The organism is Pirellulales bacterium (assembly GCA_035533075.1).
In the GTDB taxonomy this organism is placed as follows: domain Bacteria; phylum Planctomycetota; class Planctomycetia; order Pirellulales; family JAICIG01; genus DASSFG01.
The window spans coordinates 1-14,913 of sequence record DATLUO010000262.1 but is presented as its reverse complement, the minus strand read 5'-3'; the positions used below and the strand labels follow the sequence as shown (position 1 = coordinate 14,913).

Here is a 14,913-nt window from a genome sequence, read left to right as displayed (position 1 = left end):
TCTCTCGGCCTGCTGGACTAAAGACCGGATTTTGGCGAATCCTGGCGGTGAAATCAAGCGGCAAATCGGCAAGCGACGCGAAGTGCAGCGATCAATCGTCCCTCTTCTCGAACAGTTCGCCCAGCACGTCGGGGGTTTGCTGGTTCCAGTGGTCGCCCAGGCATTCCCAAAGCGTGACGACCCCAAGCAACTCCGGTCCGGAATAAGCCAGGAAGCTATGACCGTTTTTTCTCGCGCACCAAAGCGATCCGTTCTCCGCTTTTTCCAGCCACAGTTCGTAGCCTTTATCGCGCAGCACGATCAGGCTCGGATTGTACGTGTTTCCCGAGGCAACAAGATTTGCTGGCATTGGCTTAGCATGCCTCCATAATCGCCACCACCCGCTTGGCAACCGATAGTGCCAATTCCGCATCCGCCTCCGTGGCACTTGCGCCGTTATGGATAATTCCGTTCCGGTGGTCGTAGCTGCGCGAAAGGTCGTCCCACAAACCCGCTTCGCGATAGAACGACCGGTTGGCGACGAGATGCATCACGGCGCTCATGCGGTGGCGCATTGGAATATCGGCGTGACCGCGAAAAAACCTGCGCGCATCGTCCCATTCTCCGCCAAGGCGTCGTCGACAAGGGCTTCGTACTTCCTGCTGAACGTGGCATCGATCGCGCTCCAGCAAAACAGGATCGCCTCGCGGAAACGGCCGGTTTTGATCGCGTACTCCGCGTCGAGCATGCTCAGCGAGGCCACAGACGGCTCGGCGGCGCTGGCCAGTCCCTCGCGGATCGACTGCTGGATTTCGGCAATCTCCGCGGGCAAGGGCTCGGGCGTGGCGCCATACTCGAGCGGTTCGCTCCAAAGCTCACCGGTCTCTTCTACGGTGAAACAAAACCGGCTTGCTTGTGCGCGGCTCAGTTCGGCGACCCGCGGTTGCCGGCTGACCGCACGATACCAGCGGAGCAAGTGATTCGTTTGCCGCAGCAGTCGCTCGGCTTGCACCGCGCGAATCTGTTTCACCGCATCCTCTTGTTCCGATCCGCAGACGAAGAGCGCCGATACCTCCGTTCGTAGCTCTTCTGGTTCGTTAGCTTGATGCAGCTCGCTTTGCTCGCGCAGGCGGATGCTTCCGCCAACCGCGGGCGTTGCATACTCGCCATCGGGCAAGAGCAGCAGATAGGGGAGGCGAACGGCCACGCGCACTTCGGGCATCGGCGCGCTCAATCGGAGAGAATTGTCTTTAGTTTACCGGCAAAGCCCTGCTCCGTGGCATATCGCGTCAATTCACTCCAGTATCGGTCGGTCGCCGTTGTCGCATCCCAGCCCGGCGCAAAGTAGATGTAGGCCACTAGCCAACCTTGCCGCTCGAATAAATGAGCAACCACCTGTCCGCCTTCGCTGCGGAAGGTTGAATGGTACCTGCCCAAGAATTGCTGCCCCTCGCCGGTAAACGCCTGGTCTTTCATGAACGGCATAATGATTCTCCGTGCCCAAATTAACGAGCGGTCCACAATCATTGTATCCAACGCAATCGACTCGGCGAAGAAAGAAAGCGGCCTACCACAGCATACTCCACAGTGCGGTCCAAATGCCCCGGACGCTCGTCGGCACCGCGTACATCGCCGCCGCCGCGATCAAAAGAAACGCCAGCCACACGCAGACGTCGGTGAAACGCGAGGGCGCCAACCGGCGGTCGGTCCGCCGAAACCGCAAGTAAAGCGCGGCCCCGGAAATCACGGGCAACGTCGCCGCCTGGGCGAAACCGCCCAACAGCACCATGAAGGCCGGATCGCCGAACAGCAGAAACAAGCACAAAGCCAAGAGCGGATAGAACACGCAAAAGCGGTTCACCCAGCGGCCGCGGGCCGCGGCGTCGGGATGACGGGCAATCTTCGCCAGGCGGAGAAAGTCGGCCGAAAGGCGGCTATTGCCGGCGGTGGCGACGTACAGCGTCTTGAACAGCACCACGCTGCCGCCGATCAAGAACAGTGTCTTGGTCCAAGGATGCCCGAACGCTTGAACGTACATCTGGGCAAGCTGCTCCATCATGTGGTCCTTTTCCGGGATCATGCCCAGCCGGTGCAGCACGCCGGCGCCCATGAAATAGAACGCCACCGTCGCCACGGTGAACACCGCCATGCTCACCCAGGCATCGAGCGACAGCACCCGCATCCACCCCCGCGCGCGGTGCGCCCAGGCCTCGTTGTCCTGCCGGACTCCCGTGTATCGGCCGTATCCCTTCTCCAGGCACCAATAGGGATAGGCGAACAACTCCGACGCGCCGACGCCCGTGATGCCGAACACCGAAAAGGCAATGGCCACGCCTTTGCCCCCGGCGGGCAGCGACACCGCCAGTCCCCGGCCCACCTCCTTCCAAGGCACCGGGTAGCCGGTGAAGGGAAGTGCCAGCACGCAGGCCACCGTCACGCCGGTCACCGCCACGACCAGCACGGTGGTGATGATTTCAATACGTTTGTAGCCGCCGCTGAGCAACAATCCGATGGCGACCAGTGCCGTCGGCACGGCCCACGGATAAGCCGCATGCTCGCCGCACTTGCGGGCCAGGTAGGGAGCAACCGGCTGAAGCCATTCGACCAAGGCCTGGGTGCTCTGCGGCCAGAGCAGATGCATGGCCTGACCGACGCCGCCCACCATCGCACCAAGCTGAAACACCGTGGCCAGCAGCATGAAGAACCACCACCACACGAGCCAATGGGCGCCCAGCCGCGGACCGGGAAGCTCGTCGAGCGCGGAGAGCGTCGGCTTGCCGGACGACAAAGCATATCGCCCCAACTCGACCTGGATGAACACCTTGGCCACGCAACTGAACAGGATCAACCACAGAAACTGAAAGCCGTGTTCGGCGCCCATCTTCGTGGTTTGCAGCAACTCGCCGGTGCCGATGATGCTGCCTGCCAGGATGATGCCGGGGCCGATCTGCTTCAGGGCGGTCCACAGGCTATGGGGCGGCTCGCGCAGCGCGTCGGGCGGCAGGGCATAAGGATCGTATTGCTCGGCATCGCTCATGGCCCGATTACAACCGGCCCGCCGCGCCAAGTAAAGGGTGCATGACGCAGGCGGTGGCTGGGGCAGAGCTTGGCCGCGCGCGATCCGGATTTGAGAACACGCCATGCGGCCAAGCGATGCCCCGGCGCCGACGGCTTCCGTTACAAGGTAGGGTGGGACTGGCCTGCGCAAACGAAGGATTTCCGACGATGACGTTGCGATCTGTTTTTGTTCCGAGATGCGACATCGCGCGAAACTGGCGCAGATCCATGAGCCGGCTTCAGCCGGCTTCAGCCGGCTTCGATGCTCTGCCACCAGCTTTAGCTGGTGGTTTGCGGGACGGGGTCCGACTTCGGTAGCCGGCTTTAGCCGGGCTTCTCGACCGTGGCTTCAACGCTCGCCCGCGATACCGAATGGTGCGACGGTCCAGGAAGCCCGGCTGAAGCCGGCTCAAAGGAAAAGGGTGGGCAGCCGCAGACCACCAGCTAAAGCTGGTGGCAAACACAATCCCAATTCGGAACAAAACTCGCATCATCGGATCGCCTCCTTGCCCCCGATTTTGCGCATGCCATGGGACCAGCGAGTTTGCGAGCGCCGGCCCACCAAGGGCGACGTCGTTTACTCCCCTCTCCGTTTCGCTCCCACGCTCCTTCGCTCCTTCGCTCCCACGCTCCCACCCTACGGGCTTTTGGTTATAATAGAACCGTCGGCACCGTCAGCAGGCCCATTTCCCTTTTCCCGCACCCTTTGTTCGCATATCTCACTATCACGGCTGGTCAGCGCGCTGGAAGCAGCGTCATGCTCGACCACACCAAGCAAACCCGCATCGGTCGCGGGGCCGAGTGTACGTTGATGCTCGGCGATGCTCTTTGCTCGCGGGTACACGCGGTGGTTTCTTTCGAAAACGGCGCCTGGCTGGTCCGCGACGCCCAAAGCCGCAACGGCACTTTTGTGAACGGCCAGAAAGTCGAGGAGGCGACGCTCGGCGACGGTCATCGGCTGCGGGTCGGCGCCACGGAGTTTCTGTTCCACCAGAGCGAACAGCCGCCCACCGTCGGGCGGATGAGCGATCTCAACCTCACCCAGACGCTCATCAAAGACACGCGCATCGGCGTGGCCGACGGCCAACCGCTCTCCATCGCCGCCATCCGCGATTCGGAGCAGTCGAAAGAGCTGCTCCTGCTCTATCAGCTCTGCATCCGCCTGCTCGGTTGCAGCGATCCCAACGAGCTGATGCGAGTTTCGCTCGACCTGCTGCGCGAACGCACCGAGGCTTCGGTGGCCGGCTTCCTCTGGATCAGCGACGACGGAAAGCTGAAACCGAAGCTGGTGGTGCCCGAAACTTCGGCCGCCCCAGTGACGCTCAGCGAATCGCTCACGCGGCTGGTGTGCGACGAGGGGCACGCCGTGTGGATTGCCAACCAGCATGCCGACGGCGCCAATGACGCCTTGCAGCACTATGCCGACGCCATCTGCGTTCCGCTGCTCTCCAAGCGGGGCGCCCTGGGCGCCATCCACGTCTACCTGGAACAAGGCCGCTTCCGCCAGTCGCACTTCGACTTTGCCATCTCGGTGGCGAACATCACTACCGTGGCGTTGGTCCGGGCACGCAAAGAAGAAAGCCTGGAGACCGACCTGGCGCGGCTGAAGGACAAGACCGCCGGCTACGACGAGATCATCGGCGAAAGCCAAGCTATTCGCGAACTGAAAGACAAGATGGCCCGCATGAGCCGGGCCACCGGCTGCGTGCTCATCCGCGGCGAAAGCGGTACGGGCAAAGAGCTGGTGGCCCGAGCGCTGCACCGCATCAGTCCGCGGGCTGACCGGCCGATGCTCTCCATCAACTGCGCGGCGATTCCGGGCGAATTGATGGAGAGCCAGCTTTTCGGCCACAAGGCCGGCTCGTTCACCGGCGCCGAGCGCGATCACGTGGGCCTCTTTCAGCAGGCCGACCTGGGCACGCTGTTCCTCGACGAGATCGGCGAGATGACGCTGCACGGCCAATCGAAGCTGCTCCGCATCCTGGAAGGGCATCCCTTCTTGCCCGTGGGCGCGACGACCGAAGTGCAGGTCGACGTGCGGGTGATCGCGGCCACCAACCGCGACCTGCTGGCTTACGTGGCCGAGAAGAAGTTTCGCGAAGACCTCTATTATCGTCTGAGCGTCTTCGAGCTGATGGTGCCGCCGCTGCGCGAGCGAGAGGGCGACGTGGCGATGCTGATCGACTTTTTTCTCGACCATTTCCGCAAGCAGCACGGCCGGCCGGGGCTGGAGCTGGCGCCCGAAGCGCGCAACAAGCTGCTCACCGCGCCCTGGCCGGGCAACGTGCGGCAGTTGCGCAACGTGATCGACAGCGCGGTGGTGTTGGCGGGCGGCGAGCGCATCGAGGCCAGCGACCTGGGACTGCGCGACGCGACTCAGGGATCCCTCGATTCGCTGCGGATGGACCATTGGGAGCGGAAGCTGATCGTCGAGGCGTTGTCTCGCGCCGGCGGCAGCGTGCCCGAAGCCGCCCGGCTGTTGGGCATCGGCCGTGCCACGCTCTACCGCAAGCTGGAAGAGTACGACGTTCCGCGGTAACGGCGTCCCGCCCTACGGTTTTTCCGTCTGCAGACACTTCTCGATCGCTGCCTTTAACTCGCCGGCCCATTGCGGCCTGAAGCCGACATGGACATTGGCTCCCTCTTTGTTGAGGGATGAGGGAATCGGGCAGTGGCGAGAGCCGCGCAAGCCAGTTGCCGTGCATGATCAGAGACGAGCGATCGCGGTCCGGGGCCGGAAGATTCCATCACGGCGGAGCGCGATGCCTATCCCGGCGCGCCGGGATGCCCAAGCCAGTTCGGGAGTACAACACAAGAGCGTAGATGGCAGACGGCAGACGCGGAGTCGACGGCCGAATCCCACAAGGGCGTCGCCGGCCGCGGAAACGTCACAAAGGCGGCGCCGCGGAACGGCGCTCGACGAAACAGCCCATTCAACGGTAAGATTTCTACCAGCCAGACAAATATCCGCCGGGCGGCTTCGCACGTCCTGGCGGCGTGGCCCACGAGATTTGATGGATTTATCGACCCCCGCGGTCCTCGCCGCACGCCCTCCGAAAAACGCCGTCGATGTCCGGCGGCCCTACGCCTTCTTCGTCGAGCGCGAACCGTCGGCGGAAGGCGACATGGTCGATGTGGCCACGGTGTTTCTCACGGACCGCGAATGCCCCTGGCGCTGCTTGATGTGCGACCTGTGGAAAAACACGATCGACGGGCCGACGCCGCCCGGGGCAATTCCAGAGCAGATCGACTATGCTTTGGCCAGGCTGCCGCCGGCACGGCAGATCAAGCTTTACAACAGCGGCAATTTCTTCGACTCGCAGGCCGTTCCGCCCGACGATCACGCGGCCATTGTCCGGCGCGTCGGCCGGTTCGAGCGCGTCATCGTGGAGAACCATCCCAAGCTTTGCGGCGATGCGTGCCCGCGGTTTCGCGACGCCTGCGGCAGCGAGCTGGAAGTCGCGCTGGGACTGGAGACGGTACACCCGGAAGTCCTGCCGCGGTTGAACAAAGGCATGACGCTCGACGATTTCGCCCGCGCCGCCGAGTTCTTGCTGGCCAGCAAGATTGCCGTGCGGGCATTCCTTCTCTTGCGACCTCCGTTTTTGAGCGAGAAGGAGGGGGCCGAATGGGCGATCAGGTCGTTGGAATACGCCTTCTCTCTCGGCGTCGGTTGCTGCGCGATCATTCCCACGCGCGGCGGCAACGGGATCATGGAACAATTGGCCGCGGCCGGCCTCTTCTCGCCGCCCACCATCCGCTCGCTGGAGCAGGTCTTGGAGCATGGCCTTTCGCTGGGCCGCGGCCGCGTGCTGGCCGACCTGTGGGACATCGACCGTTTTTTCGACTGCCCGGACTGCGGCCCGCGGCGTGCCGCACGCATCGCCCAGATGAACCTCAGCCAACAGGTCGCGCCGAAGGTAACCTGCTCGCATTGCGAGCCAATGTAGGGTGGGACCAGCGAGCTTGCGAGCGCCGGCCCACCATGAGCGCCGATGGTGGGCCGGCGCTCGCAAGCTCGCTGGTCCCACCCTACGGATATTCGCTAACCCGACCGGACATCTGCAGCGGATCCGGGTTACCCGCTTTACTCCCGCCCCGCGCGAGCTTACCATGCCAGTTCGCGTGCTTCACTGAGCTTCATCCCTGAAACCCCTGAAACCGTCTTGCCAAGGAGCGACCTCGTGCGTCAATTCTTCTCAACCTGGACGATCGGCATCGTGGCCGGATTGTGTCTTTCGACGGGCGTCAAGCCGGCCGCCGCGGCCGATGAGTACGCCTTCGACATGGTCCATTCGTCGATCAGCTTCAAAACCCAACACCTCGACATTAGCTGGATCCACGGCCGCTTCAACGAGGCCGAAGGAAAGTTCGTGATCGACAAGCTGGACCCGGCCAAGTCGTCGTTCGAGCTGTCGATCAAGGCCGATAGCGTGGATACCGCCAACAAGGCCCGCGACGAGCACCTGCGGCAGCCCGACTACTTCGACACCAAGCAGTTTCCCACGATCGACTTCAAGAGCACCAGCGTGAGGCCGATCAAGGGCGGCTACGAAGTGGCGGGCGACTTCACCATGCACGGCAAGACGAACCCCGTCACCATCAAGCTGCTGGGCGGCAAAGAGGCCGATTTCATGGGCACGAAGCGCGTCGGCTTCTCCACGGAACTGTCGCTCAAGCGGAGCGACTTCGGCTTCGACAAGAAAAACATCGGCCTGATCGGCGACGAGGTGCGGATCTACATCGACTGCGAAGGAATGCGGAAATAGCCGATGCCCGACCCGGTCGAGTGCCTGCTGGCCACGCTGGCCGCCGCCGGCGCCAGTGCGGTCTTGGTCGTGGCGCTCGGCTGGCTGCGGTGGGCGAACCCGGCCTGGATGAACGCCGCTTGCGTCGTGGCCGTCGGCCTGGGAACCGCAATCGGGTGGGCCGTCCTCGATCTTCGTCCCCAATGGCCGCCGGCCAACGCCTTGGACCGGCTGCTGACAATCGTCTTGCCGGCGGCGACCGTCGTGGAATTGCTGGCCGTGCTTCCACGGCTGCCGACGGGGCTGGCCGGCTTATTGCGGATCGGCCTGGCCCTGGCGACCGCCAGAGTACTCTTACACGGTTCCGTCTATCTCGGCGGCGCGGCGGATGCTTGGCGAACGACATGGCCGGCAGCCATCTGGCTCGTGCTTGCCGGCGGTGGTTTGACGTGCGTGTGGACGATGTTGTTCTTATTCGACCAGCGCCACACGGGCGTTTCACTTCCGCTGGCTTTGTCGCAGGCGATCGTCTGTGGCGGGCTGGCCGTGATGCTGGCCGGGTACATCCGCGGTGGCGAAGCGGCTTTGCCGCTGGCCGCGGCAGTGACTGGGGCAGCGGTCGCTTCGGCCGCCATCAGCCGACTTTTCGCTGCTCACGGATTGATCGGCATGGGCCTCATTGCCTTGGCAGGAGTGCTGCTCATCGGGCACTTCTTTGGCCGGCTTTCGGCCACGCCAGCGATCGTCGTGTTTCTCGCTCCCTTGTTGTGTTGGGTCACGGAGTTGCCGCCGCTTCGCGGTCGCAAACCGTGGCAGGCTGTGGCGATTCGACTGCTATTGGTGGCCCTGCCACTGATCGCCGTGCTTCTCTTGGCGAAACACGACTTCGACCGCGACATGGCCCCGCTGCTGGGAAATCTGCTAGAATAGCATGAGCAAACCATTCGGAGGCCGTTTGAACTCGTCCATGACTCGCATGAAAAACGCTTTGCCAGTCCCCGTCGCCGCGATGCTGCTGATCGGGTCCGGCCTGTTGTGTGCCGACGACGATCTGTCGATACGCGAGCAGCGTGCCATTCAGGCCGCCGTCGAAAAGGTTGCGCCCGTCGTGGTCGGCATCGAAACCGTCGGCGGACTGGAACGCGTCGGCCAAGTGCTATTGGGAACCGGGCCAGCCACGGGGCTGATCGTGTCGGCGGATGGCTACATCGTGTCGAGCGCGTTCAACTTCGTGCAGAAGCCAAGTTCGATCATTGTTACGCTGGCCGACGGCGCCCGCCTGCCGGCACAACTGGTCGCCACCGACCATAGCCGCATGCTCGTGCTGCTCAAGGTCGAACGCGAGCAGCCGCTCCCGCTTCCTGATACAGCACCCGAAAAAGAGATTCAAGTCGGCTGGTGGGCCATCGCCCTCGGCCGGGCGTTCGATGTTTCCAAGCTCAACATTTCGGTCGGCATCGTGAGCGCCGTCGACCGCCTTTCGGGCCGGGCCGTCCAGACCGACGCCAAGGTCTCGCCCACCAACTACGGCGGGCCGCTGGTCGATATTCGCGGCCGCGTGATGGGCGTCCTGTCGCCGCTCTCGCCGCAAAAATCCGGCGAGGTGGGCGGCGTCGAATGGTACGATTCGGGCATCGGCTTTGCCGTGCCGCTGGAACACATCCATCGCGTGCTGCCGCGCTGGAAAGAGGGCGACCTGAAGCCGGGCCTGGTGGGCGTCAGCCTGCAAAGCGGCGACGTGTATGCCGACGCGCCGGTCATCGCCGCGGCCCGGCCGAACTCGCCCGCCTACAAGGCCGGCCTGAAAGCGGGCGACAAAATCGTCGCCATCGACGACCGAGCCGTCGCGCGCTCCTCGCAGTTGCTCGACGAGGTTCACCGCCATTATGCCGGCGACAAGCTTTCCATCACCGTCGTCCGCGGCGAAGAAAAGCTCGTGCGCGAGATCGAGCTGGTCGATCATCTCGATCCCTATCAGCGGGCGTTCCTGGGCGTGTTGCCCGAACGCAGCGGAAAGGACGCCGAACAAAACGGCGTCGTCGTCCGTTATGTCTACGCCGATAGCCCGGCCAAGAAAGCCGCGCTGGAGCCGGGCGACGTGATTACGTCGCTCGCGGACAAGCCGGTAAAGCGCCGCGACGATCTGGTCGAGATCGCGGCGGCGGCGGAAATCGGACAATCGACGCCTATCGAGATTCATCGCGGCGATCAAACGCTGAAATTCGATCTTGTCTGGCAGGCGGAGCCGGACGCCGTGCCGGCCGAGTTGCCGGACGCAGCCCAACTTCCCGCGTTTGAGGGCCAGCGTCCGGCGACCGGCCGCTCGACGCTGAAGATTGCGGAGTTGAAGAATGAGGCCCTGAGCTATGTGCCCGAAAGCTACGATCCACGGCGGCCGCACGCGCTGGTCGTTTGGCTCCATCCGCCCGGCGAACCTCAGATCGACGACGACCTGCTCTTGACCTGGAAGGACCGTTGCGACCGCGGGCGATTGATTTTGTTGGCGCCGAAGGCGGCGGAATCGGGCAAGTGGCAGTCCGACGATTTTGAGTTCATTCGCAAGGCCGTCGAGCAGCTCAAGGCCGGCTACCAGATCGATCCGTTGCGGGTGATCGTGTGGGGCGAAGAGGTGGGCGGCATGGTGGCCTATTACTACGCCTTCAATCACCGCGACACGGTGCGGGGCGTCGTCGCGCTGCGGTCGCCCTTCCTTCCCTCGGCGGCCGACAACGATCCCGTCGCGCGGCTCGACTTTTTTCTCACCGAGACCAAAGCCAGCCGTTTCGAAAAAATGACGGCAGCGGCTATCAAGACGCTGCGCGATCGGAAGTTCGCCGTGACCGTGAGAGAGCAGCCGGAAAAAGCGCCCCTGCTCGGCGACGACGAAGTATCGGAAGTGCTGCGATGGATCGACTCGCTCGACAAGATCTGACCACCTGCTGCTGTTCCCTGTAACCTGTCCCCTGTTCCCTGTTCTGCATGCACCGTCCTACCGTCGGCCTGATTGCCCTGGCGCTTCTGGCCGGCGCGGCGGCGTGTTGGTTGTTCGGATACGGCAGCGTGGCGATCGAGGGCGCCTTTTGGCGAGTGGGCCTCGTCATGGGGCTGCTTTGGCTGGCCTTGCCCGATCTGTTGCGCGTGCGGCACAAGTTCTGGCTGTTCGTCTTTTTGGCCGTGTTGCTGATGGCTGCGTTGCGACCCAAGCTGTTGCCGCTGGCGCTCTTGTTTTGCGTGATCTACGCCGTGCTCCGTCCGCGTTCGGCAAAGTCGCGCATCGACCGCAGATAGTTATGACGATGCACCTGTTCGACACGCACGCTCACCTCGACCAGCCGGAGTTCGACGCCGATCGGGCGGAAGTGATTGACCGCGCACGGCAGGCGGGCGTCGAGACGATGCTGGCGGTCGGCATCACCGCCGACAGCAGCCTGGCGAGCGTCGAGCTGGCGGCGAAGCATTCGGGCATCTTCGCCGCCGTGGGCATTCAACCGAACTACTGCGGCCAGGCAGCGCCGGGCGACTGGGAGCGCGTCTGGTCGCTGGTCGAGCGGCCGCGCGTCGTGGCACTGGGCGAAACGGGCCTCGACCGCCACTGGGACTATTCGCCGTTCGAGCTGCAGCAGGATTACTTCGACCGTCATCTGCGGCTCTCACAGGAGCGCGGGCTGCCGTTCATCGTCCACACGCGCGACAGCGACGCCGACGTGCTGGCGATGCTGCGCGACGCGCGCCGCCGCGGGCCGATGGCCGGCGTGATGCACTCGTTCACCGGCAGTGCCGAATCGGCGGCCGAGTGCGTCGAACTGGGACTCTCTATCAGCTTCGCCGGCATGGTCACATTCAAGAAGGCCGACGAGTTGCGGGCAGTGGCCCGCAGCGTGCCCGACGATCGGATCCTAATCGAAACCGACAGCCCGTATCTCTCACCTCATCCTTTGCGCGGCCGCCGCAACGAGCCGGCCCACCTGGTACACACCGCGGCCTGCCTGGCCGCGGCGCGCGGCACAACGCCGGACGCCTTCGCGGCACAGACGCTCGAAAACGCCCGGCGTTTGTTCGGCATCACCGAGCGGCAGGCTCCGTAAGGGCTGGCTGGGGTTGGTTGGGGCACCAATTTGTGCTCGCCAGGTCGTTTTACGACTGCCGGCTTGCGAGATACAATAAAGCCACGGAGGTTTCCATCATGGCTTCAATACAGCACAACGTCGCTTCGATCAATCTTGAAGTTGCCCCATTGCCTCCGGGCAGAACCATGACGGAGGAAGAGTTCCTGGCCTGGTGCGACGAAGACACGCGCGCCGAATGGGTTGACGGAAAGGTGATTATCATGTCTCCAGTCAGTGTCGTTCACGACAGGCTTTCGCACTTCCTGCACTCTCTGCTGAACGACTACGCGCGAGAACGCGACCTGGGCGAGGCGTTGGGCCCCGAAGTATCGGTGCGGATCAACTCCAAACGTCGTCGTTTGCCGGACGTTTTATTTGTCGCAAACAACCGCTCTGATCGTCTGCACAAAAACCATTTCGAAGGGGCGCCGAACTTGATCATCGAGGTCGTCTCGGAGGACAGCGTCGACCGAGACTGGCGAGTCAAATACCTGGAATACGAAGCGGCGGGCGTCGATGAGTACTGGGTGATCGACCCGCTCTATCAGCGCTTGGAAGCCTACGCGCTGGACGCCGACAAAGCCTACCAGTCGATCGCACCGGCTGAAGGCAAAATCGCATCGCGCGTCGTGCCGGGCTTTTATCTTCGCCCCGAATGGCTGTGGCAGGAGCAGCCGCCCAAGGTGCCCGCGGTCTTGAACGAGTTACTCGCCGGATCCAAAGCCGAGTAGCCCACCCATCCGATTCAGCCGTTCCGCTTGCGGAGCAAGCGGGCTACATCAGCCCGCCGCCTCCGATACCTCAGCGGGGCTCAGTTTCGAGGCCATCAGCTTGCGCAGCTCGGTGGCCATCTTGTCTTTCGGATTCAACTCGATCGCCTTGTCCAGCTCCCGAACGGACTGCTTCGGATATCCGAGGTAGCCGTAATGAAAACCGAGCAAGAACCGCTTGGCCGGCGAGTCCTCCGCCTTCACCGACGACTCCAAAGCACGCAACTGCGTGGTGTAGTCGCTGCTGGTGTAAAGCTCGCGGAAGTGAGTCACCACGGTGCCCCAGTGGTCTTGCGACAGCAGTTGCATACCAAGCTGCGTCGCGCCCGCCGCATCGTCGTAACGGCCGACCGCGAACAGGGCCTGGCCCAACAGCATCATCAGCCCGCCGTTCCGCGGGTCGTCGACCAACGCATGTTGCCAATCAGTGATGGCGTTGGTGTAGCGGCCCGCCTTGAAGTCTTGCTCGCCCAAAGCCGCGTAATCGGTTGCTTGGTCGCCCGCAGCCGGAGCGTAATTCGCATAGCCTCCCGACCCGTAGCCACCGTATCCGCCATACCCTCCGTAGCCACCATACCCGCCGTAGCCACCGTAGCCGTAGCCACCATAGCCGAGTCCGAAGAACGGCAAGAAGCCGAATCCGCCGTAGCCCAGTCCGTAGGGGCCAAAGCCAAACAGACCCAGACCTCCGTAGCCACCGTACCCGCCATAACCGCCGTAAAGGCCACGGTTCATCCCGTAAAACCCACGATTCATGCCCAGATTGCCACCGCCCACACCATAGCTTGCGAGTCCGTGGCGACCGATGAACGAGTTTGCACCGTAACGGGCACCACCGCCCGCGAACGTTTGACCGGCCCGGCCCATCTGACCGCCGCGCGCCCATTGTGATCCGGCGCCGCCAAAGTTACGCGCGGCAAAGCTGCCACCGGGCGCTCCGCGAAACCCCGAGGCGTAACCGCCCGCCGGCCCTCTGAAGCCTCCTCCGCCGAAGCCGCCGCCTCGATATCCGCCGCCGCCGAAGCCGCCAAATCCGCCGCCATGAAACCCGCCGCCCCCAAAGCCGCCGCCGTGGCCACCCCCGCCAAAACCACCACCCCCGTGGCCCCCCCCGCCAAAACCACCACCCCCGTGGCCCCCACCTCCGCCCCCACCACCGCCGCCGTGTCCGAATGACGACGCGCTCGTCGCCAACAAAATCAGCGCGGCCATCAGGCCGCTCGTCAACCAATGTCGCCGCAACATCTCACACCCCCTGTCGCTTGGCTTTGTGTCGAATCTTGCCCCTCGTATTCTCGATGGGACGCACATTCCGTGCCTTCGTCCGCTTTCCCGTGCGGCAAACGGAGACGACGATCAGAAACAAGATAGAATCGGTCGTCATGAGACCGGCAGGTCGGATCGACTGCGGATCCAACGGGTGCGCGGACCGAACGTGACGAGTAGGTGGTCGTTAATTCGACGAAAATCGAATCCGCGGTTGCGGCTTTGGAGTCGGTTTTGGTGTCGGCGAAGCGACAACCTCAAGCACCAAGCGCGCCCAAACGCACGGTCGGCCGTCGTCTTCATGTTGCACTTCGAAGTGCCGTTGCTTCACCCGGCCGAGCAGTTTTCGTTGGCGGCGCGTGGCCGTCAATTGCACCGTGCAGCAAACCAGATCGCCGATGTTCGGCACCGGCCGACCTTGCCAACCGGTGAAGACCGTTTGCCCGATGGTGTTGCCCTGCTCGTCGCGGTATTCGACAAACAGGCCCGCCGTCATTGCCGCTTGCAAATCGCCGTCCATGACGCAGTCTCCTGACAAGAGAGAAGAGTATCGGCCTAGTCCTAGGCCACCGTACCTCGGAAAGCATAGCCAGCCGGGTTGCGGCTGTAAAGCACTTGAGAGGTTCCGTGTCACACGCGGATAGAATTGTCCCCTGTTTCTGACGGATGGAAATGTCGACCGGAGCGGAGCAGTCCAACCCCACAGCGGCGGCCATACGAGGAGGGGCGAAACGGCGCCGCCAAGGATGATCCGACAGCCACTCCCGTAGCGTACTCGCCGGCACGGACAAGCCCTCGTCCCGCTCCAGGCATTCTGCCGCCAACGTAGGGCCATAACCCGCGTACTTCTCGCGATAAAGCTCCAACGCCTGCTCCTTGCGGATCGGCTGCACATGCCGGTTCGAGGCCCGCCCACGCAGCCGATGCACCAACCCCCTGTCGCCCTCCTCCTGGTAACGAGCCCAGACACGCTTCGCCTGCCGGTAG

Annotated in this window: 15 protein-coding genes; 8 read left to right on the top strand and 7 right to left on the bottom strand. The window is 63.5% G+C overall.

From position 1 onward, the window contains the following. Positions 1-91: 91 nt before the first annotated feature. The 5 genes from VNH11_32760 to VNH11_32740 all read right to left on the bottom strand — a co-directional run bounded on the left by VNH11_32760 (position 92) and on the right by VNH11_32740 (position 3,016). Positions 92-349, bottom strand: coding sequence for a hypothetical protein (locus VNH11_32760; GenBank protein ID HVA51159.1), 258 nt, complete (start codon positions 347-349; stop codon positions 92-94). A 4-nt stretch (positions 350-353) separates the two neighbouring features. Beyond that, complete coding sequence (locus tag VNH11_32755; GenBank protein ID HVA51158.1) at positions 354-542, bottom strand: hypothetical protein; 189 nt, start codon at positions 540-542, stop codon at positions 354-356. Then, positions 539-1,201 (bottom strand): hypothetical protein, encoded by a 663-nt coding sequence (locus VNH11_32750; protein HVA51157.1) that lies wholly within the window; start codon positions 1,199-1,201, stop codon positions 539-541. Before VNH11_32750 ends, VNH11_32755 begins: the two co-directional genes overlap by 4 nt. Before the next feature lie 8 nt (positions 1,202-1,209). Beyond that, a complete protein-coding gene (locus VNH11_32745) occupies positions 1,210-1,464 on the bottom strand; it encodes a hypothetical protein (GenBank protein ID HVA51156.1) in 255 nt (84 codons plus the stop codon). 82 nt (positions 1,465-1,546) lie between these two features. After that, positions 1,547-3,016: an Nramp family divalent metal transporter gene (locus tag VNH11_32740; protein HVA51155.1), complete on the bottom strand. Its 1,470-nt coding sequence runs from the start codon at positions 3,014-3,016 to the stop codon at positions 1,547-1,549. Between the two features lie 726 nt (positions 3,017-3,742). On the opposite strand from VNH11_32740, the gene VNH11_32735 reads away from it, so the two are divergent. The 8 genes from VNH11_32735 to VNH11_32700 all read left to right on the top strand — a co-directional run bounded on the left by VNH11_32735 (position 3,743) and on the right by VNH11_32700 (position 12,621). Beyond that, positions 3,743-5,575: a sigma 54-interacting transcriptional regulator gene (locus VNH11_32735; protein HVA51154.1), complete on the top strand. Its 1,833-nt coding sequence runs from the start codon at positions 3,743-3,745 to the stop codon at positions 5,573-5,575. 475 nt (positions 5,576-6,050) lie between these two features. After that, complete coding sequence (locus VNH11_32730; protein HVA51153.1) at positions 6,051-6,986, top strand: radical SAM protein; 936 nt, start codon at positions 6,051-6,053, stop codon at positions 6,984-6,986. A gap of 234 nt (positions 6,987-7,220) precedes the next feature. Continuing rightward, entirely contained in the window at positions 7,221-7,805 is a 585-nt protein-coding gene (locus VNH11_32725) for a YceI family protein (GenBank protein HVA51152.1), read from the top strand. A 3-nt stretch (positions 7,806-7,808) separates the two neighbouring features. Beyond that, positions 7,809-8,714 carry a hypothetical protein gene (locus VNH11_32720; GenBank protein HVA51151.1) on the top strand — a complete coding sequence of 302 codons (906 nt, stop codon included), beginning with the start codon at positions 7,809-7,811 and terminating at the stop codon, positions 8,712-8,714. A gap of 37 nt (positions 8,715-8,751) precedes the next feature. Continuing rightward, a complete protein-coding gene (locus tag VNH11_32715) occupies positions 8,752-10,716 on the top strand; it encodes a PDZ domain-containing protein (GenBank protein ID HVA51150.1) in 1,965 nt (654 codons plus the stop codon). Positions 10,717-10,763: 47 nt separating this feature from the next. After that, entirely contained in the window at positions 10,764-11,072 is a 309-nt protein-coding gene (locus tag VNH11_32710; protein ID HVA51149.1) for a hypothetical protein, read from the top strand. 2 nt (positions 11,073-11,074) lie between these two features. After that, the gene (locus VNH11_32705) at positions 11,075-11,869 is read left to right on the top strand and encodes a TatD family hydrolase (protein ID HVA51148.1); all 795 of its coding nucleotides are present in this window, start codon (positions 11,075-11,077) and stop codon (positions 11,867-11,869) included. A 98-nt stretch (positions 11,870-11,967) separates the two neighbouring features. Further along, positions 11,968-12,621, top strand: a complete 654-nt coding sequence (locus VNH11_32700; GenBank protein HVA51147.1) for a Uma2 family endonuclease — start codon at positions 11,968-11,970, stop codon at positions 12,619-12,621. Positions 12,622-12,669: 48 nt separating this feature from the next. Here VNH11_32700 and VNH11_32695 read toward each other — a convergent pair whose 3' ends face one another. Beyond that, positions 12,670-13,395 (bottom strand): hypothetical protein, encoded by a 726-nt coding sequence (locus VNH11_32695; GenBank protein ID HVA51146.1) that lies wholly within the window; start codon positions 13,393-13,395, stop codon positions 12,670-12,672. A 718-nt stretch (positions 13,396-14,113) separates the two neighbouring features. Beyond that, complete coding sequence (locus VNH11_32690) at positions 14,114-14,446, bottom strand: hypothetical protein (protein HVA51145.1); 333 nt, start codon at positions 14,444-14,446, stop codon at positions 14,114-14,116. Positions 14,447-14,913 lie beyond the last annotated feature (467 nt).

Excerpts from the sequence above, each read along its gene's own strand:
- VNH11_32715 (HVA51150.1), top strand. The coding sequence starts at position 8,752 with ATGACTCGCATGAAAAACGCTTTGCCAGTCCCCGTCGCCGCGATGCTG.
- VNH11_32710 (HVA51149.1), top strand. The coding sequence starts at position 10,764 with ATGCACCGTCCTACCGTCGGCCTGATTGCCCTGGCGCTTCTGGCCGGC.
- VNH11_32740 (HVA51155.1), bottom strand. The coding sequence starts at position 3,016 with ATGAGCGATGCCGAGCAATACGATCCTTATGCCCTGCCGCCCGACGCG.
- VNH11_32700 (HVA51147.1), top strand. The coding sequence starts at position 11,968 with ATGGCTTCAATACAGCACAACGTCGCTTCGATCAATCTTGAAGTTGCC.
- VNH11_32755 (HVA51158.1), bottom strand. The coding sequence starts at position 542 with ATGAGCGCCGTGATGCATCTCGTCGCCAACCGGTCGTTCTATCGCGAA.
- VNH11_32695 (HVA51146.1), bottom strand. The coding sequence starts at position 13,395 with ATGAACCGTGGCCTTTACGGCGGTTATGGCGGGTACGGTGGCTACGGA.
- VNH11_32745 (HVA51156.1), bottom strand. The coding sequence starts at position 1,464 with ATGCCGTTCATGAAAGACCAGGCGTTTACCGGCGAGGGGCAGCAATTC.
- VNH11_32705 (HVA51148.1), top strand. The coding sequence starts at position 11,075 with ATGACGATGCACCTGTTCGACACGCACGCTCACCTCGACCAGCCGGAG.
- VNH11_32720 (HVA51151.1), top strand. The coding sequence starts at position 7,809 with ATGCCCGACCCGGTCGAGTGCCTGCTGGCCACGCTGGCCGCCGCCGGC.
- VNH11_32750 (HVA51157.1), bottom strand. The coding sequence starts at position 1,201 with ATGCCCGAAGTGCGCGTGGCCGTTCGCCTCCCCTATCTGCTGCTCTTG.
- VNH11_32730 (HVA51153.1), top strand. The coding sequence starts at position 6,051 with ATGGATTTATCGACCCCCGCGGTCCTCGCCGCACGCCCTCCGAAAAAC.
- VNH11_32690 (HVA51145.1), bottom strand. The coding sequence starts at position 14,446 with ATGGACGGCGATTTGCAAGCGGCAATGACGGCGGGCCTGTTTGTCGAA.
- VNH11_32760 (HVA51159.1), bottom strand. The coding sequence starts at position 349 with ATGCCAGCAAATCTTGTTGCCTCGGGAAACACGTACAATCCGAGCCTG.